At 59.7% G+C, this 18,554-nt stretch carries 20 protein-coding genes and 1 pseudogene; 14 read left to right on the top strand and 7 right to left on the bottom strand.

From position 1 onward, the window contains the following. Positions 1 to 377 (bottom strand): annotated as a pseudogene (locus QN397_RS24720) (integrase); the annotation flags it as partial. A gap of 265 nt (positions 378 to 642) precedes the next feature. Between QN397_RS24720 and QN397_RS24715 the strand changes: the two are divergent. The 12 genes from QN397_RS24715 to QN397_RS24660 all read left to right on the top strand — a co-directional run bounded on the left by QN397_RS24715 (position 643) and on the right by QN397_RS24660 (position 8,590). Then, positions 643 to 1,701, top strand: a complete 1,059-nt coding sequence (locus QN397_RS24715; RefSeq protein ID WP_323502239.1) for a PDDEXK nuclease domain-containing protein — start codon at positions 643 to 645, stop codon at positions 1,699 to 1,701. A 115-nt stretch (positions 1,702 to 1,816) separates the two neighbouring features. Beyond that, a complete protein-coding gene (locus QN397_RS24710) occupies positions 1,817 to 2,080 on the top strand; it encodes a hypothetical protein (RefSeq protein WP_323502237.1) in 264 nt (87 codons plus the stop codon). A gap of 102 nt (positions 2,081 to 2,182) precedes the next feature. Then, the gene (locus QN397_RS24705) at positions 2,183 to 2,761 is read left to right on the top strand and encodes a hypothetical protein (protein ID WP_323502236.1); all 579 of its coding nucleotides are present in this window, start codon (positions 2,183 to 2,185) and stop codon (positions 2,759 to 2,761) included. A 141-nt stretch (positions 2,762 to 2,902) separates the two neighbouring features. After that, a complete protein-coding gene (locus QN397_RS24700) occupies positions 2,903 to 3,592 on the top strand; it encodes an SOS response-associated peptidase (protein WP_323502234.1) in 690 nt (229 codons plus the stop codon). A gap of 373 nt (positions 3,593 to 3,965) precedes the next feature. Then, a complete protein-coding gene (locus QN397_RS24695; protein ID WP_323502233.1) occupies positions 3,966 to 4,271 on the top strand; it encodes a YlcI/YnfO family protein in 306 nt (101 codons plus the stop codon). Beyond that, positions 4,268 to 4,582 carry a type II toxin-antitoxin system RelE/ParE family toxin gene (locus tag QN397_RS24690; RefSeq protein ID WP_187053108.1) on the top strand — a complete coding sequence of 105 codons (315 nt, stop codon included), beginning with the start codon at positions 4,268 to 4,270 and terminating at the stop codon, positions 4,580 to 4,582. Before QN397_RS24695 ends, QN397_RS24690 begins: the two co-directional genes overlap by 4 nt. Before the next feature lie 369 nt (positions 4,583 to 4,951). After that, positions 4,952 to 5,227 (top strand): DnaJ domain-containing protein, encoded by a 276-nt coding sequence (locus QN397_RS24685; protein ID WP_323502230.1) that lies wholly within the window; start codon positions 4,952 to 4,954, stop codon positions 5,225 to 5,227. A gap of 6 nt (positions 5,228 to 5,233) precedes the next feature. Beyond that, entirely contained in the window at positions 5,234 to 5,368 is a 135-nt protein-coding gene (locus QN397_RS24680; protein ID WP_323502229.1) for a hypothetical protein, read from the top strand. Between the two features lie 48 nt (positions 5,369 to 5,416). Next, positions 5,417 to 5,629, top strand: coding sequence for a hypothetical protein (locus tag QN397_RS24675; protein WP_323502228.1), 213 nt, complete (start codon positions 5,417 to 5,419; stop codon positions 5,627 to 5,629). Between the two features lie 61 nt (positions 5,630 to 5,690). Continuing rightward, positions 5,691 to 6,197 carry a single-stranded DNA-binding protein gene (locus QN397_RS24670; RefSeq protein WP_323502226.1) on the top strand — a complete coding sequence of 169 codons (507 nt, stop codon included), beginning with the start codon at positions 5,691 to 5,693 and terminating at the stop codon, positions 6,195 to 6,197. Positions 6,198 to 6,725: 528 nt separating this feature from the next. Next, positions 6,726 to 7,418, top strand: coding sequence for a hypothetical protein (locus tag QN397_RS24665; RefSeq protein ID WP_323502224.1), 693 nt, complete (start codon positions 6,726 to 6,728; stop codon positions 7,416 to 7,418). Positions 7,419 to 7,705: 287 nt separating this feature from the next. Further along, a complete protein-coding gene (locus QN397_RS24660; RefSeq protein ID WP_323502223.1) occupies positions 7,706 to 8,590 on the top strand; it encodes a hypothetical protein in 885 nt (294 codons plus the stop codon). Between the two features lie 268 nt (positions 8,591 to 8,858). On the opposite strand, the gene QN397_RS24655 is transcribed toward QN397_RS24660, so the two are convergent. Further along, positions 8,859 to 10,790, bottom strand: coding sequence for a carboxypeptidase regulatory-like domain-containing protein (locus QN397_RS24655; protein WP_323502222.1), 1,932 nt, complete (start codon positions 10,788 to 10,790; stop codon positions 8,859 to 8,861). Between the two features lie 852 nt (positions 10,791 to 11,642). Here QN397_RS24655 and QN397_RS24650 point away from each other — a divergent pair. Together QN397_RS24650 and QN397_RS24645 are read left to right on the top strand one after the other, a co-directional pair. After that, a complete protein-coding gene (locus tag QN397_RS24650; protein WP_323502221.1) occupies positions 11,643 to 12,722 on the top strand; it encodes a helix-turn-helix transcriptional regulator in 1,080 nt (359 codons plus the stop codon). 559 nt (positions 12,723 to 13,281) lie between these two features. Further along, a complete protein-coding gene (locus tag QN397_RS24645) occupies positions 13,282 to 13,863 on the top strand; it encodes a hypothetical protein (protein WP_323502220.1) in 582 nt (193 codons plus the stop codon). Between the two features lie 119 nt (positions 13,864 to 13,982). Here the strand turns inward: QN397_RS24645 and QN397_RS24640 are convergent, their stop codons facing one another. Genes QN397_RS24640 through QN397_RS24620 form a run of 5 tightly spaced genes read right to left on the bottom strand, consistent with a single transcriptional unit; the run spans position 13,983 to position 18,437 of the window. Further along, on the bottom strand, positions 13,983 to 14,366 hold the full coding sequence (locus QN397_RS24640) for a hypothetical protein (RefSeq protein WP_323502219.1): 384 nt from the start codon (positions 14,364 to 14,366) through the stop codon (positions 13,983 to 13,985). A 25-nt stretch (positions 14,367 to 14,391) separates the two neighbouring features. Next, on the bottom strand, positions 14,392 to 15,201 hold the full coding sequence (locus tag QN397_RS24635) for an NAD-dependent deacylase (protein WP_323502218.1): 810 nt from the start codon (positions 15,199 to 15,201) through the stop codon (positions 14,392 to 14,394). A 59-nt stretch (positions 15,202 to 15,260) separates the two neighbouring features. Continuing rightward, positions 15,261 to 16,223, bottom strand: coding sequence for a WYL domain-containing protein (locus tag QN397_RS24630; RefSeq protein ID WP_323502217.1), 963 nt, complete (start codon positions 16,221 to 16,223; stop codon positions 15,261 to 15,263). 10 nt (positions 16,224 to 16,233) lie between these two features. After that, on the bottom strand, positions 16,234 to 18,276 hold the full coding sequence (locus QN397_RS24625; protein WP_323502216.1) for a DUF2779 domain-containing protein: 2,043 nt from the start codon (positions 18,274 to 18,276) through the stop codon (positions 16,234 to 16,236). Next, positions 18,273 to 18,437: a hypothetical protein gene (locus QN397_RS24620; RefSeq protein WP_323502215.1), complete on the bottom strand. Its 165-nt coding sequence runs from the start codon at positions 18,435 to 18,437 to the stop codon at positions 18,273 to 18,275. Before QN397_RS24620 ends, QN397_RS24625 begins: the two co-directional genes overlap by 4 nt. Positions 18,438 to 18,554 lie beyond the last annotated feature (117 nt).

The following is an 18,554-nucleotide window of genomic DNA, read 5'->3' as shown; positions in this document are numbered from 1 at the left end:
TCCGGATGGTCCGACAGCCACTGGGACGCTGCCAGGTTGATTGGCACCCCTGCATCCGCCGCATGGTGCTGCAGAACCCGGTCGATCAACCGCACTAACCGCAACGCATAGCGAGGGGAGAGCGACAGATCCGAACTCTTCTCCCCGAACCGCGCTGCCTGGAACGCCTGCAGGTCCAGTCCGTCGAGCGAGGCCAGCGTCACCGCCGGCGACTGGCCCAGGCACCAGGCGGTAAAGGCCCCCCACATGTCCCGGTACACCTGCACCGAGCCCGGCTGGCGCAAAAAACCGGACGCACGCCGATCGACAAGCCAGCGCTCGAAAGCTAGCAAGTGGCTCTGGGACTGGCCATCTTCAAAGAGGGAAGGGGTAATCATAAATACACTAACGGCAAACTGCTTTTGATTGTGATCGACTGTGTCCGATTTTGCAAGTCAGTGCGGTGGTTTTCCGATGCCGATGATTTTAGGTCTGTTCGCCGTTAGTGTATTTAGAGGCTGTGTAAATAGTTCAATAGACGGTTCACCAACCATCGGTTGACAAGGCTGAGGGAGCTTGGCTCTAGTTCTTGCGGATCCTTGCGCGCCGGGGACCACGCCCACCTAGACTTGTCGGGTCATGAGCAAACGCAGCAACATACCCATGAAGGCAGCCATCGGGATCCATGTCCAGGCGCCGGGCCCGGTCGGTCCAGCATTTGCTGAGATCGTCGCTTTGATTCGGGCGGCCAAGACGCAGGCGTACCAGGCAGTCAACACCGCATTGGTCGACCTCTATTGGCAGGTCGGTAAATACATCAGTCAAAAATTGGCGGGCGCGGAGTGGGGCGATGGCGTTGTTGCCCAATTGGCGAGCCATCTGGCCGAAACACAGCCCGGATTGCGCGGCTTTACCCGCGCCAATCTTTTTCGCATGCGCCAGTTCTACGAAACCTACCGTGATGACGAGAAAGTCGCACCGCTGGTGCGACAACTGCCGTGGACCCATAACCTCATCATCCTCAGCCAGAGCAAGCGGGCCGAGGAGCGGGAGTTCTACCTGCGCGCCGCAGCGCGTGAAGAGTGGACCAAACGGGAGCTTGAGCGGCAATTTGGCCTTGCACTCTTCGAGCGCGTCGTGCTGACGGCGGCAAAAGTCTCACCAGCGGTGCGACAAAGTCATCCCCAGGCATTGAGCGTCTTCAAGGACGCGTACCTGCTCGAGTTCCTCGACTTGCCTGTGTTGCACAGCGAAGCCGATCTGCATCAGGGGCTGCTGGGTCGGCTCAAAAGCTTCCTGATCGAACTAGGACGTGACTTCTGCTTCGTCGGATCGGAGTTCCCGGTCCAGGTCGGAAAGCAGGACTTCGCGCTGGATCTGCTGTTTTTCCACCGCGGGCTGAACTGCCTCGTTGCCATCGAATTGAAGGTCGGGCGCTTCGAGCCCGAATACCTGGGCAAGCTCGGTTTTTATCTGGAGGCACTGGATCGCAACGTCCGCAAGCCGCATGAGAATCCGGCCTTGGGCGTGCTGCTCTGCGCCAGCAAGGACGACGAAGTGGTTGAGTACGCCCTGAGCCGAACGGCATCGCCCGCACTCATTGCGCAGTACCACACCCAATTGCCCGACAAAGCGCTGCTGCAGGCCAAGCTGCACGAGTTCTACCTACAGGATCTGGCAGCTCGCAACGATGACAGAGAAAGTGACGCAGCCGCCTCCTGAAAGCTGATAGCGCGCCCTAGAAAAATCAACTGGACGGTAGCGCTTCTTCATGCACCGAAGCAGGATGACCCCTCTGCTGGCTCGAACCAAACGCATGCCGGCAGTACGATGCCGCATGAAAGTAGCGCTCGACACCAAAAACCTGCCGGGGAGGATGTCCCCGTGGCGCAATGCCACTGACATGAATGTCAAGCTGAGCGACGAAGCGAAGCTCCACATGCTGGCCAATCGCGCTCAGGTGCTGAAAAACATGGTCGGCGTGGCCGATCACTGGCGGACGTTCCTGCAGGCCTGTACGGGAGCGGGTAAAGAGCTTTCAGAGCTCGATGCGTTCAAAAACGAAGTGCTTCATTCAAGCGATGAGCTGCCGACAAATTGAACGACTTGCAGAGGCTTGGGATTGGCGAGTCACTGGCAGACGAACAAACGCCGCAGTCCGATGGCAGGTCTTGAAGCACGCCCCTGCAGCAGGTGAAGTTTCTTGATCGTCACCGAAGCCATTGCCCACGCCCGGTGGTCGCCCGAGTACCAGGCGATCCGGGACCACTATGCCGATCGGGTCGCCAGAGTTTCCGGCGTCCCGCTCATGCAACAGGTGGAAGAGGGGCTGATCATCCTGGACGCACTTGATGCGTCGGAAGACGTGATGCGCGCGTTCTGCCTGCGGCCCCTGTTCCAGACTGACGGAGACTTGGTGCGTCATGGGCAGAACTTCATGGACGCCGTGGACGCCAGCCCTTTCGTGATCCTGCTGGTCACGGAGTACCGCAGCAAAGCCAACGCGTGGCTGAGCGAGAAGGTTCACCGATCTTCTACGGACCCTCAGCAGGTCATCGCAGCTGGCCTGCCATCTGCCGGACCGCTCGAGGGCGTCAAAGACATGCTGATCGCTGACAAGGTTCAGGGGCGCAAGGAATTCGTCCGGCATCAACGCGGCAGGCATGCGCGCAGTGACGAACTGGACCTGTACTTCGAGCTGTGGCTGCAGGCACTCAAGGTCGACCCAGAAGAGTACGACGGGTTGTGCGCATCCATCGACATGGCAGGACGCCGCAATTGAATTGAGCGCACCAGAGTTGGCGCACGCTCGATGCGGCTGTCCTCGAGGACCTGGCACGCGAACTTTGGCAAGACGAGCACTTGCGCGCTATGCCGCCCACCGACGCAGCCGCGGAGTGGCTGAAGCCAGTAGCGTCTGAAAATGTGCAACCGATACGTTACCCCGGATGAGGCCGAGATGGAACGCTTCTGGCACTTGGGCCCGACGAACCAGCCGCCGCTGTTCCCGCGCCAGGTGTTTCCCCGTTCGCAGGGGCCGTTCGTTCGGCGAGCACGTCATTCGTCAGGGCACGAGCGCGAGCTGGTCGTCGGCCAGTGGGGATTGATCCCCTGGTTCGCCAAGGAGCCCAAGCTCAAGTTCCCTACCAACAACGCACGCAGCGAAGAGCTGGCCGAGAAGGCCAGCTACAAAGACCCATGGATGCGCGGTCAGCGTTGCATCATTCCGGCCGCGTCGTTCGACGAGCCGAACTGGGAGACGGGCAAGAACATCTGGTGGCAGTTCAGCCGTGCGGATAGGGCGCCATGGGGCCTGGCGGGCCTGTGGAACGTCTGGACGAACAAAGACACCGGTGAGGTGCACGAGAGCTACACGATGCTCACGCTCAATGCCGACGACCACGCGCTGATGCGCCGCATGCACAAGCCCGATCCCAAGTTCGCCCCCGACGCGCAGGACAAGCGCAGCGTGATCCCGATCGAGGTCGGCAATGTCGACCAGTGGCTGGCCGGCACTGTCGAAGAGGCCAAGCAGTTGCTGCGGCTGTCGCCTGTCAAAGTGTTCGTTGCCGGCCCGATCGTTGCGCCATCGTCATTGATCGAGGAGATCTGATATGACCATGTTCATCAAAGCGCCGGGGGCTTCCAAGACCGACATCCAGCGCGGCCTGTCCGCTGCACAAGCGATGCTCGATGAGGCCGGTGTGTCGGCACCGGCTCACATCTGACCCAGCTGCCGTCACTAGACTGACCCATACCGTCACCTCCCGAACCCAATGCTGGCAATAGTTACCAATGCCGGCCCATGGGTCAACGACATTCCCGGCATTTGGTTCAAATCTCGACTGGCCGCAACAGGCAGGCGCACCACTGGCGTTCTAGATCGCACCTGACATGGCTGCATTGCTGCTTGGCGAATCGATAGCCACGATTTTCTGACGAGGCCTGATCACCTACGATCGACATCCGTTAACGTTGTAGCGCAAATGCGATACACTTTGATCATGAAAACGGCAAGCATCCCATCTGTCCGCGTGGATCCTGCTTTCCGAAGCGAGGTCGAGCAGGTGCTTGGCGAGGGCGAGTCACTCTCCGAATTCGTTGAGTCGGCTCTACGCGCTTCGGTGCGTCAGCGGCGCGACCAAGCCGAGTTTCTGGTGCGCGGCAAGCGCTCTTTGGCAGACGCAAAAAAGAGCGGCATCTACTTCGATGCGACGATGGTGCTGAACCGCCTCGAGGCGAAGTTGGCAGGTGCAAAGGCAAGGGCCAAAGCGCAAACGGCGCACGGGTGAGCTATCAGATAAGGTTCACGCAGCAAGCTGCTGACGATCTGGAGCGTCTTTTCGATTTCATCCTCGAGCGCGAACTGAGTCGAAACGGGGACCTCGCAGTGGCAGACCGTGCGTTGGCCGCGATCAGAAATGCGATCGCGATGCTCAGTTTCTCTCCATTCACGTGCCGCAAGGCGAGCGACGATCCGTTCGTTCGCGAGCTAGTGATTCCTTTTGGTGGCAGCGGGTACGTCGCACTATTCGAGATCGAAGCCAGCGACTCGGTGGTGATCGCTGCCATCAGGCACCAGCGCGAAGATGACTATCACTAACGCTCCGCCGCCGTCCCGCCGGCAAGCGCCTAACCGGCGTCGAAATTGGCAAATTTCCAGACCTGCCAGGTTCTGTTCAAAAGGGTTCAGCAGGTGACTTCGTTGCCTTCGCGGCTGATTTTTTAAGTTCACGGGCTGCACCGGGCTTCGAACCCAGCCTGCAATACCTCCGCGGTTTATCAGGCCGACGACCAGCGAGCGTCGACAGCGCATCCGCGAGACTAAGGCATCAATCGGACCTTAAAAGAAGGCCTGGCATCAAGGCGAAGCCAATGCCGTGCACCCAGCACCGGGCTTCTGACCAAAGATCATGCAGCATCGTCGCCTTTTGCGGTTCGCCGTGACACCCGTAACGCACGAAGGCACCGCATGCAAGACCACTATCTCGCCCTGGGTGTCAGTAGTAGCGCGAGTCTGGCGGACATCAAGAAGGCCTACCGCCGCCAAGCCGCCCGGCACCACCCGGACCGCAGCTCTGCCCCGGATGCCGCCACGCGTTTCCGCGTTGTACAGGAGGCCTATGACATCCTCGGCGAACCGGCCAAGCGTGAGACCTACGACAACAACCGCAAGCGTAATCTTCTCGACGATCCGATGGAAACGGCGCGCGGGATCTGGTCAGACTATTTTCAACGGCTCATCTAGGCCTCGATGCACGTATCCCCCTTCTTCCGCAATCTGCATTCCTCCTACCTGGCAGAACTCGACGACATGCGCCACGACTCCGATGGGCAGTTCGTGCTGAACCGGCGGCTGGCCGAGCGGCGCGGCGACGAGACCTTCTAATACGTACAGAACGTCCTTAATTCGGGCCATCCCGGTGGGATCACGACCGTGCACGCGAACTCACCGCAGAAAGCCTTCGTGCGCATCGCGCTGCTGATCAAGGCCTCGGACGAAGGCAGGAGCCTGGCGCTCGACGAGATCCTGCGCCTCTTACACACGCTGGTGCATGTGGTGGTCCAGCTGGTGTTCGACAGGGAGTCCGGCCGGCAGGTGCCGGCCATCTACTATGACCCGTGGTTTCCGCTGTCGGTCGTGCGGTAGATTTTGTTCAGCGCAGGTGTGAGGGTCCGCTGTCGGGCTCTCGTTTGGTGAAGGAGAAGTCATGAATCGAACGCAACTGATCGGCCGACTGGGCCGCGATCCGGAAGGCGGGCAGGGTCCGAAGGGCGTCTATGCCAACTTCAGTCTGGCGACCAACGAGTACTGGACGGACCGGAGTTCGGGAGAGCTGGTCGAGCACACGGAGTGGCACCAGCTGGTCTGCTACGACCGGCTGGGGGAGATCGCACTGGAGTTTCTGACGAAGGGCAGCGAGGTCTATGTGGAGGGGCACGTGCGCAGCACACGGTGGACCGACAAGGACGGCAAGGAACAGCGCGCATCGGAGGTTCGGATCGACGAGCTCAAGATGCTGCGCCGCGCACCGAAAGCCGATCCCGTCGTCGTCGCGGCCAAGGGGATGGCTTCTATGGAGAAGCTGATGCGCGACGCGGCGGTCGGGCTTCAAGGCGAAGTCACCAAGGCAGACCTTGCGGACATGATGAACAGCATCCGCACAAACCTGGTCGGCGAGGAACAGGGAAGGGCCAGGGATGAAGCTACCGTTTGAATCGTCAACGCTTCAGCCAGTGTCGGGCCCCGACGGGCCGCGCCCAAACGCCGTAGAACCGAATGCAGTGTGCATTGCACATGCGGCTTCGGTGGCGCCTGGGCCCCCGATCAACCGCCCCGTGATTTTTCCGGCATCGTTACCGCCGCTTCCAGCCAAGCAGGGCAGCGTCGCAAATGCCGACGTGGCGCTGCGGGTGTCGGTGATCGACGGCGCCGATCGCATGGTCTACAGCGATGTACGTGATCGCAAGGGCTGGGCGCGGCCGCTGGCAGTGAACGAGGCGCTGCGCGATGCTGGTCGCGTGCCTGGCAGTCAGGCCGAGCTGTCGAAATGTCCGCCGCGCGTCATCCGCGAGTTAGAACAACGGGTGCCAAGTGTGCGAGGCGAATCACGACCGTTGCCCGAGGCGGCAAACCCGTATCAAATCGGAAAGGCAAACGTTCAGGGCCGGTCTCTGACAGCACCGAGCCATCCGGCAGCAACGGCCGCGAAGGGGAACCCGCAACATCAAGGTGAACCACGCTCATGCCGCAAGCCACTGCAGGTCGCGCCGATCGCGCTGCCATTCGCCAGAATATCCTGTCCATCCTGCAAGCCACAGCGGCTTCATACGCCGAGCACGACGATCCCGACAGCGATCTGCGCGACGCCTCGGAATATCTCATCAACGTCAATCTGGCGCAGGGGCTGACCGAAACGTTTCCGATCCTGCGCTACGGTCTCGAGCACCACGCTTCGGCGTTCGATGAGACAGCGCGCTCCGAGATCGACGCGCGCGTCGCGGTGGGCAAGGATATGGCGCGTTTTGACATCGTGTTGCTGAACAAATCGAACAACGCCCCGCGCTGCATCATCGAGGTCAAGCGCGGCATCAAGATCATCAACGATGCGATGCGGATCATCGCGATGGCAGCACTTGCGTTCGGCCGTCCACGGTGGCGGCACGGCTATGTGGTGACGATCCTGCAGCGTCCTGAACTGGAAGCACATCGCATCGTGCAGGAACTCTCAGCGGAGATCCAGGCATTGCGGGCCACCGCCAGCGACTCCCTGCCTGAGCATCAGGAGGTCAAGGTCACGGCGGAACTCCGGCACATCGGCGCGTCGAGAATCAAGCCCGATTCCACCCAGATCTATGGTGTGGTCTTCCACGTTGCGCTGGTGGACCGGCTTCTGCCCGAAACGGAAGTGGACGACGACATTCAGAGCATTGCTTGAAGTCTCGCGAGCGCTCGGATTTTCAAGGCAACTTTCGCAGTTCCGAATGGACCAATGGCAGATATGTCCATCGCTGAAGGCGGTGTGGCTCGATTGCCAAAGCCAGCCTGGCTGCAGCCTATGCAATCTGCGAAACAAGCATTTGTCAACATCAAAACGTATACGTCGTCGTGTGTAAAGAACCATTAGGCTTCCTCTAGCCTAGACGCGAACGTTTGGACCACCCAGTGGCTACCCATGGCCGCCAGAGCCTGTTTGCCGTCGTTTCTTTCTGACCGGGGCGCAACATGCAAAAGCTTCTTAAGGTGTTCTTGCTCTGTAGCTCCGCCGCAGTGTGCCTGCCCGCCCTTGGGGGCCTTCTCGACCCTCCGTTACCCAGCGACGCGTTCGTCACTGAGCCCGCAGAAAACGTGCCTAATCAGTTAAAGCCGTTCGCGGGCAAGTGGAGTGGCAATATTTTCTTTGGGTCAATCCACCTTCCTCATATCGTTGTCGTCGAGCGGATTGACCCCGTGCTTGTTTGGGCCGTATGGTCTCTTGGACTCTCCCAATATGCGGGCGGCCCGGGCGCGTGGTATCGGATCCCGATGCGGGTACAGGACGACACTTTGATCGCGAGTGGAAATCGGGGTCGTCTGACATATCGTCTTCGTTCCATCGACGCAATCGAAGTCACGGGAACCCAGGCTGGTGGCTATCCGGTACAAGGGACACTTACGCGTGAACCCATGCTGACGAGGCCTTTCACTGAGGCTGAACCCGTAACTTATTGGCCGATCAATATCGGCCAGCTGGTGCCCGGGAAGGCGGTCGGCGCCTATCCATCGATCTGGCCCGAATCGGTGTCCATTGCGCCGCCAATGCAAGGATTGTCGAGCGACCGGGCCAAGTGGTTGGGAAGATGGTCGGGCTGGGCGTGCGGACACCAATGCGATGTCAAATTGGCCGTCCTTGAAGTGACCGACAAGAACGCCAAGGTTCTGGAAATATGGACGAGTGAAGTTGCGAAGGCCAGCCCGATGGTGAGACACGGCGAATTCGTCGGTGAGGAATTGATCATTCGCGATCAAAACTATTATGTGACTTACCGGATGCGCGCCACGGGGGAAGTCGAGATCTTGCGTGCTCGGGCCAATGCACTCGCTTGGGGGGTGCTCGTCAGGGAACCGTAAAGCAACTTACAACTCGGCAAGGTTTTGCCACATGACGGGTCCATGCCGCATCGCTTTGTTTCAGGTACTACAAGGGCACCGACCCGCCGACCTGCACATCTTGCTCGGTGACATCGACAAGCAGATCGTCTGTCACTTAGATTGCACGCGTAGAGTGTTTTTGCAGGATTCAAATCATGGGACGCTGCCCTTTGCACGTCCACGGTACCAAAGCCATGTTCAAACGCCACAACGGTACAGTGTTGACTGCACGTTGCAGCATATGCCATCAAGGAACATAGGTCGCGATGCCCGTCAGAAATATCGTCTGTTTAGCGTTTCGGGCGGTGAGCTGGAAGTAGTTGAACCAGGTGTACTGCGCATATTGCGTGATACCTGTGGACGAATCGCAGTGTGTATCTGCGCCCGAAGCCGGGCTGCAAGTGAGATACGCAACCTGAGCCCCGGCGGCAAGGTCAACCCGATCATCAAATGCAGGTCCGATGACGTTGTTTACGGAGGGTGAGTTCCCGAAGACGGCAAAGGTGGTCGGTGCGACAGCGAGTGGTGGAACCGTCCAGCCCGCTACGGTAGCGGACCCGAACCCGATTGTGTTCGGGGTGGTCGCGCTCGGTGGACTGCCGAAGGCGATGTAGCGTGTCTGTGCCGTGAGATTCACCAGGAATGCGCGCATTCCATCCGATAATTTCGTCAACTTGACCAGCGATGCCTCCGCGAGCGTCGGCACGCGCTGGAGTGTTCGCACTGTCTGCGTCACGTTCGGAGTGGAAGGATCCACATGGAAGAATTCGAACGTCCAAGCACCGTTGTCCGGCAAGGCGCCAATCTGCGCATCAGTCAGCAAAGGAGACGCGTAGAGCAGACTCGGTTCCATCGTGGAAGGGTGGCCGGCGGTACCTGCTGCCCTGAAGGCGGCGTTGAGCCTGATGATCGATGTCGATGTTGTCGTGCCGTCCGCCTTCTTCAAGCGAAGGCTGTTGTTGCCGACGGTAGGCACCATCGTGTAGACCGTGCCGTCCGGAGCGGTCACCAGAACCTTGATAAAGATAGAAGCGCCGCCGGAGGCGACATTGTCGATAGCAACGTCGTAGCCGACGTTGTAGTAGTTCTTGGAAGGCGCATTGACAAAATCACGATCTTGCAGCGTGGGGCTGATGGCCGAGCTGTAGGTGAACTGGTTCCCTATGAACCTGAGCGAGCCTCCTTCCATCCGTACAACGCCTGAGTTGTTGCCAACGTTGCCACCAGAATCCAAAGTCCGGTAGGTGATGTAAATGTCGCCGTTAGACAGGTAGTAGCCGATCTCAGGCTCCTGAAACTTGACGTTGGTCGCGCCAGGTCTGAAAAGGCCGGAGAAAGCGCCGACATTCGATGCGCTGCGACCGACCGCAAGGCCGTTGCTCTTGAAACTCGCCGGGTTGTTTCCGAAAAAGATTGCTTTGCAGGCAGCTGCTTTTACGTCGGCCGCTGAGCCGACAGCGGCGACAGAGTTGTCAGATGTGTTGACGCGCTCTGACAGCGGAAGCGCGTAGCACGCACTGGCCCTGGCCATAAGATCGGCAATGGCAGTCGAAGCACCTGCCTGAGGAATTGAATCAGCGGAAAGGGCGGGGAGCGCGGGCGGGCTCGCGTCAGAACTGCGGAAGCTGATCGCAATCGGCGCTGTCGAAGCGCCAGCCGGGATGGTGCGGACAGTGACTTCAATATTCGCCGCCGTTCCATCTGGCCGGACCGAAACCAAAATCGTATCGAGCACACGATCATGCCCCGTGCCGTTGGCCGAGAAACTTCCGGATATAGGGTTTACCGTGTCCCCCAATGCATCAAGCAGAGGTTTGAGAAGGAGTAGGACCTGCGCCACCTGCGCCTGGATCTTTGCGGCGTCAATGCTGGTCGGATCGGCAACCAGGCCGGCTGCAAGCTGCGCCGGGTCTCCTTTTGGAGCGAGACGGGACGCGATGATGGTCGTGATCGGCGTTACGTTGACGATACCGCCCGTCGTTCCTCCCGTTACGCTATAAAGAGCAACATCGTCGCGCAGGGCGCTGATGACCAGGGGAGGCTTGACAGTTGCAGCAAGCTCGCAGACGTACGTGCCCGTAGCACTGACAGTCACGCTGCACACGGTGGCTCCGGTTGAGTCCACCGCAGTGAGTTTCGCTCCTGCAAAAGCAGCACCCGTGGCTACCACACCGGTCATTGTTGTAGCGACCGCTTGCGCCGGCGCAGGCGTGCCTGCAGCCGGGGGCGCCGGTGCGGTCGCGGCGGCTGGCGCCGGGGCGGCCACGATCGGAAAAAAGCTACCGTTGTTGTTTCCACCGCCTCCGCAGCCCGCCATTGTCAACGCGGTCACGCCTGTGACAAGTAACCCCATATTTCGCCAACGTCCGTTGCGGTCCCGGTCAAATGAATTGGACCCAGGCGATGGGCAGGGCGAAACAACGCGGCTCGATGTCATTCTTTGACTCCAGATGGAAAGGCGATGCGGCTCAGCGAAGCCAGCGATTACCGGCAACTCAGCGGCAACGCTAACGGCCTTTGGAGTGCAAACTAATGCGCATATTGATGTTGACACCGACGCAAGAATCAATCAAGGATTCACCTCGGGGATAGGAGTCACAGTCCGAGTAGGCGGCACTTGCGCCCGCCCAGACGCCCGGCGGTATCTGACCTGAAGAATTGAGGTCTGGTTGGTGCTTTGGACCAACTGGGATGCACCACCACGGCGTATTCGGCAAGAAGATTCGCCGGATCTTCGCAGGTGCCACGCGGCGACATCTGAAGAGCCGATGTCACTCTGACGTGACATTGCTCCTATGATGGCAGCGCCGCGGGACGCCCGCCGCCGGACGACTGGCCAACGCTGCTGATTCGCTGAAATGCATCGGATGCTTGGCAATGGGCATCAAGCCGAGCGGCAGAGCGCCGGCTGCGTTTTGTAGTTACCGACCGCTCTTTCGCCGGCTGGGGAGGAATCATCAATGAGTACGTATAGCTGGCAGCCTCGGCTGCGGTCGACGGGTGATATTCCAACGCCATACCTTCGCCAATCATGACCAACAAACCCCTGCTGGCACGCGCCGTCACGGCCGTGGCTCATTTGGCAGATGCAGAGCCACCATGGGCCGAAATTCTCGAGAGTGGAAGACGATTGATAGGGGCCGACAGCGCCACTTTCATGACCTTCGATGGTTCAGGTGCGCTGACCATGCACCAGGACCATCTCGACCGGACTGCAGAACGAGACTACGTCGAGCACTATCACTTGCTGGATGTCGGGTTGAACACAGCCATGAATTGTTCAAGTGGGACGTGGATCAACACGAATGACGTCATTCCGTCATCCGCGATGCAAAAGTCGCAGTACTACACCGACTTCATGTGCCGTCATCGCATGCGCCAGATCGTCTGCCACATTGTGCGCATCGACCCTGTGCATCGCGCTTGCTTCAGCTTTCAACGCGAAAAGATTGACGAGACAACCCGCGAGCATCTGGCAGGGCCCGATATTTCAACTTTTGCGGGTGCCATGGAATCCGGGCTTGCCAAACGGCGTGATCTGTTGATCAGCAAGCTTGCAGCGACAGAGGAGGCACTCTGGTGCTACGGGGAAGCGGCATTCCTGGCGAGCAGCAGCGGCATCGTTTGCTACGCTTCGAAACGGGCTTCAGAGATGTTTGAAGGAACTTCATCGATCCGGATTCGCGCCGGACGCCTTTGGCACCACAGCGCACGCGTTCGAGCCGTACTTCTTTCCCTAATTACAAAAGCATCTTTGATCGAAAGAGTTGTCACCGTGGCAATTCCCAACGGAGTGGACGGCACTCTTGTACTGGACTTCAAGCGCGCTGATGCGTGGGCGCGCCTTGGCAACGAAACCATGGTGATGGTGCGCATCAAGCACTCGCGCTATAGCGAAGACAAGTCGCTCGAAATGATGAACGCGGTGTTCGATCTCACACCAGCTGAAAGCCGCACTCTCGATTCACTAGTAAAGGGAATGAGCGCCAATGAAATCGCGGCACTCGCGGGCATCTCGCTTCACACCGTGCGCAAACACATTTCGACGGTGATGGAGAAGACGGGCACGAAACGGCAGTCGGATCTGGTACGCATTCTGTTGGAACGCTAATTTCGATAGCGTCAACAGAGTACATTGGCAGTTGCCCTTTTGAAGCAGGGCCATGAGAGGTGACTCCAAGTGGTTCGGCAGTCACGCTGAGGTCGCCAGGCGAATGACGTCGCAATTTGTCCTCGCGCGGATCGGGTGCTTGAGACAGCGAGGCATCTAATTTTTTCTGTCTGTGGAACCCAATGACAGTTATGTCAAATTGCGATGCAGCATTGAGGCTGCGAATGCTTGCTGCAGAACTGTATACCTATTCATGTGCCGACGAACAACCCAACGGAGATCTTGACGCTGCGATAGCATTATATCGCTCCATTAACGCCCAAACCCCGGATCGATGATTGATGATCGGAAACGTTCGGAGCGAATGGTGTCGCGGGACGCCACTGGAGCTCGGACCGCCTGTGGCAGACCAAAGAATGATGCGACACGCAGCAATCTCGGGGCACATGAGGGTGAGCGGGCTTTACACGCAAAACACTGAAGGGTAGTCTACAAATGGCATATCTTTGGTTGAGCCCTCATCGAAATTCGAATTTAAACTTTTAGATAGGGGTGAAAATTGGCAATCAATCCAGGAAATTTCCCATTCAATCCGCTCGATCATTTTTTCTATCCTCCAGCTCAACCCATCGATCCACCGGCAGGCGACTTCCTCTTTGATCTTTATAGCCTTCTAAGAAACGCACCTCCAACAATCGGCCCTTGGCCACGTCAGCGTACTTTCGAGGCAGCCGCAGACGCTTTGTATCCGTGGCGCATCGTGGCAATCTCAATCGATGCGATTCGACACGTCGCGAACCTTCAAGGTGCTGCTGGGCTTAGACGCGCACATGCAGTGTCTAGAAATCAGCGCTATTTGTCGATATTCGGCCAGGAAGCCCAACCACTAACGCGAGCAGAGCTTCTCAATTTTTTCTTCCAAAACGATACTTGCGCACTTGTCACGACAGTGGAAAATGCAACAGATGGCTTTGCGCATTGGAGCAATCTTTTTTCCGTGGCACCGCCATATTTTCAGGCAGCGGCAGGCAGATTCCGTGCACCCGTAAGGCTAGGCTTGGAGGTGCCTTGGGCTGTGAATATGTTGCTGCGAATTAATAGCGGCGACGTGTTGCCTGGATGGGTCGCTGATGCTCAGTGATCAAGTCAACACGCGCGGGTCGTTGGAAGTGCAAAAATCTCCAGCAGTTAGGGCAAGACTCTTAATGGCTAATACAATCGACTTGTGCCCACGTCTTTTGATAGTCCGCAACTAGCGGGTTAGTCAGCGGCACCCACGCTTTGCAAATAGTTTCGAGCTTTCGGATGATTTCTATCCGTGTTCCAAAGTTCCTGCGCCACGCGAATTCGCTCGTCATTCGTCTCGCTTCCCTGCTGCGAAAGAAGGCCATAGTCCCAAAGCAAATACTCAAGATCAGAGCGTAGTTGTGGATCGTGATCAGGCAGCGGCTTGCGCCCGTTCAATTCGAGCATGTGCTTCCCATACGCGTTCCTAAAAACCAGCCCCACCCAGTGCCCCTCAGGCGTCGGATAAGGATTGGACTCGCAGCGCCACCCTTGGATGTCGATTATTTCCAGCAAATGGTGCTCCTTGTTCTTGATCTGAATTGTCGAATTTTGTGCGACAGAATGCGTCGCACTCATGAAGCGCGTTCATTGCAGAGATGCACTAGCCTTTCTCCGCAATGCAAGCCCCGACCAAAGCCGGCAGTGCAGTGGCAGCCGTTGCATTCCATACCGCCCATGCGCCCACGTCCAGATCCGGATCAGGGTTGATGACCCAAACCGGGGCGCCGTTGTTCTCAGCAATCTCCGGCAGGCGTGACGCAGGGTAGACCTTGCCCGAGGTTCCCACGACGAGAAGCAAATCCGCCTCCCGCACCCGCTCAAGGGCTTGCCTCCATTCCTGCTGCGACAGGTCTTCCCCGAACCACACGACGCCAGGCCGAACGAGACCACCGCAATGCTGGCATCGCGGCGGTGGGATCGCTCGATCGGATCCGTCATCCTTAAGACCGGCAGCGTCCTGTTCAACATGCTCCGTCGGCCGTCCACACGCCAGGCATCGAGGTGCGAAGAGACTGCCATGCAGGTGGATCACTTGCCGAGACCCCGCACGTTCATGCAGGTCGTCCACGTTCTGGGTGACGATGGTGAGGCCGTCGATCCCATGCAGTGTGGACAGGTCGTGCAAGGCAAGGTGACCAGCATTCGGTACTGCACGCATCACGCCCCGGCGTCGCGCCTCGTACCAGCCCCAGACCAATGCCGGGTCGCGTTTGAACCCTTCAGGTGTCGCCAAGGTCTGCGGATCGAACTTCGACCACAGGCCCGTGAGTGCATCTCTGAAGGTCGGGATGCCGCTTTCCGCAGACATGCCGGCGCCGGTCAGCACCACGATGCGGCGCGCTGCACGGACGCCTTCGATCAACTCGGGAGGGACAAAAAATCCGGGCTCTTCCTGGAGGTGAATGTTCATGCCCTCATGATGCCAAGGCCTGCGACATGCTGCGTCGCGACAGTGCTTGGGTATGTCGGTCAGCCACGAAGGAGGTCTGCCGGACTGATCAATCGCAGTTGCCGTCCAAATCCACGCAGCCACCACTTGAGCTGCTCCGACTCGATAACTGTCGCGGTGAACTCATATCCGCTGGTGGTTTCGGTGACGGTCTGGTCTTCCGACAGCGGTGACTCCGTAAGGTGGACGCCTGCCAGCCGGGGCAGCCGGAACACCAGCCGGATCGGCCTGCCCGTGCTGAAGCCGAAGTGCCCGTCGTCGTCGTAGCGCCGCAGGTTGAAAGCCGCAGGCCGCCTGAAAGGCAGGCCGGTGTCGCTGGCCGAATGAATCCGGTGCAGCGACAGCGATCGCTCGTCGTCATAGCCATCGAAGCGACAGACCAGCAGCAGCCGGGCGCCCTGCTGGGCAAGCCCGAGCGGCATGACCTTGGAGTCCGAGCGCTTGCCGCCCGCGTTCACGTAACTCACGTCGAGCCACGTGTCCGCATAAAGAGCCTGACTGACAGTCTCGAGCACTTCCTTCCGGACCTTGGGCGGCAGTAGCCGTTGGGTGGTACTGACGACCCGGACCTTTTCTTCCCATATCCTGGCCGCGGGGGAGGGTGCGTCGCGCAACGTCTGCCTCGCCTGCTGGAAGAAGGCGTCCATCGATTTCATGAGGTGTGCGGGCAGCAGGTTGTGCAGGTGCTGCTGCGCCAGGGTGAGCAGCACCGACTCGTGCTCGTTCAGGCCGGGCAGGGAGAACCCCGGACTGGCGGATTTCCAGGTGTAGCCATAAGGCTTGCTGCGCGTGTCCCGTTCAATGTCGAAGTGTTCGCTCAGCGTCTCCAGCTGGCGCTGGATGGTGCGCAGGTCGCGCTCGAAACCGGCCTCAGCCAGCTGGACCTGGAGTTCCGTGGCCGTGACCTTGCGTCCCCGGGGGATGCGCTTGAGCAGGTGCAGCGAGAACTGGACTGTGTCGAGGTTGTTGGATCGTTTGGCCATGGCGCTTGGTTCAATGTCCGGCTTCTGAATGCCCTGCCTCTATTACCCAGGCCTGCCATGCCTGGACCGCCATCACCATCGCCAGCGTGTCGAGTTCGCAGTAACGCAGCAAGGCCTGCTCGATGGCCTGCCTCTCGCGTTCGTCGATGTCTACGAACTGGAGCCGTCCGTACGCCGCCATGGCGCTACCACCGGCACGCAACTCTGACATCGATGCGTCCTCATAGCCCGTGCGTTCCGCTTCGGAAAACTCCGCGAACACGGGGGGCAGCATTTCATAAGGGTCCACGACGATTCCATCCCTTTGCGCCCACCATGCGACCGGCTCCTTGTGGTTCAGGCTGCGGATCGCTGAAGTGCCGCCGTACACCGGCTGGCTGTAGAGCGCCCGGAGATGCGCGGAACTTTGCATCAGCGCGGGGAGCACCTTTTTCAAAGACGAGCTGCCCTTGGTCGACGGGTGGTAGTAGTGGCGCTGAGCCAGCGCGCACAGGTCAACCATGTCGCGCGGGCCGGCCACGACGCGCCCGTCCACCTTCCGGTTCGTGATGCTCTCGACGAACGCTTTCAGTTCCGCAGCATCGCCGGGAGGCGGCGTCGCGTGCTCGAGCTGCGCGACCAGTTGGCCAAGCACGGAATTCTCGTGGGTCGCCCAACGGAAGATCGTCCCGTTGTCGCTGCCCAGCGCGGCACGCAATGCCCGCAGGAAAGGGACGCCGGGCTGCACCCCTGGTCCAGCTTCGAGGAACTGCGTCCGGTGCTCGACACGCCCGTCCCTCTGGAGGACATGGTGCGAGAACTGGAAGGCTGTCGTCTGGTAGGGCTGCTGGCCACGGCTGAACGGGATGGCCACAGCGCAGGTCTCGAAATCGATGAAATGCAGCGGGTAGACCCACTGGCGCATCGCAGTGCCAAGGCCCGCCGTATCGATGTAGTGCGAGTCGTTCCCGGGCCACTTGCCGCTGCACTGGAACCATTGCCGCTGCGCGATGCTCAGGCCCTCCGGACCCGGATGCGGATCGTCAAGTGACAGGTCTTCCTGGGTCACATCGCGTGGCTTGAGAACGCCGCGCGCCATCAGGTCCTTCTTCTTGCGGAAGTTCCAGATGTCCAGCACTGTGCCGCCTCCAAAGTCATCTGCTTTCCAGCCGAACGCGTCGGACCAGCACTCGTGGAAACCGCTGCGCGGCGCACGGCCACCGGGATGTTCCCCGGTCCTGAACTCGCAGGCAGCGCACTGGGGTCCGGGCTGTGTGGCGATGCGCTCACCGACGCGGTACGCCGACGCCAGCCTTGCGACGGTCTGCGCGAACGAATCACGCTTGCCTGCGACAACCAACTCGCCCGACAGGATCTGGTCGACCTGGCTGTCCACAGGCACCGCCCTCAGCAGCGGCGCGCCGAGCTCGGAGATGGCCGTGCCGGGTGCGACCTCGATGCGGGCACCGTGGCCGTCACGGCGGATGCGGAAGCGCTGGTTCAGGCCATCAACGGTCGATCTCGCCGACTTGTCAGCCAGCATCAGGAAGGCGCGGTACTTGAACTGAGGGTAGGCAAGGGCGGCCACATGGCGCTGGAAGGCGACGTCCTGCAGGTAGGGCAGCATGCCGGTCTCCAACTGGCCTCTGGCGTTGAGGAAGTCGCCGTTCTTCACGGGATCGTATGACTTGGCTTTGACCTCGATGAGTTCGATCACATCGCCGCGCTTGCGCAGGATGTCGACGCGCACGAAGAGGCCATTGGCTTCCAGTGCGGCTTCATAGATCGTCACATCGGCCTGCTGCAGCAGTTCACGGGTCGTCTCAAGCTGGGAAGCATGGTCACGGTCCAGGACCTCAGTGCCACCCGGATACATCAGGCAGGCGAGAGCACCGACCTGGAAACCACCCTCGGCCAAGGCCTGCAAAAAGCTGTCGTCGAGCGAGTTGTTCTGGTAGTCCGCCTTGCCAGTGTAGAAAAGCTTGGTCGGGCACTCGAGCGCGAGCTTGAAGCGGCTTTTGGTGAGGTAGCGGGGCGGCGCAGCGCGCGAGCCCGCCGGCAGGGCGGTGCTCAAGCTTCCGCCAGCGGCCGAAGCCGGTAAGTCGCCGGGTGCTGAAGCTCGAAGAACAGTTCACCGTCCCCGTGTCCGATGTCACCGCAGGCATCGGTCCAGAAAGTCGAAAGCACAGTTGCTTCCTTCACAAACGATGCCGCCGCATCGTCCTCTTCGATCACCCGGCAGATGTCGGCCTTGGTACATCCTGGCGCAAACAACGTAAGCGTCCCGTCACGGCATCTTGACGTCGCCCCAACGGCGATCGTTCACGTCAGCCCTGCGGTTTCCAGCAGTGC

It is taken from the genome of Variovorax sp. RTB1 (genome assembly GCF_035018765.1).
GTDB lineage: Bacteria > Pseudomonadota > Gammaproteobacteria > Burkholderiales > Burkholderiaceae_C > Variovorax.
This window is presented reverse-complemented; position numbering and strand designations above follow the sequence as displayed.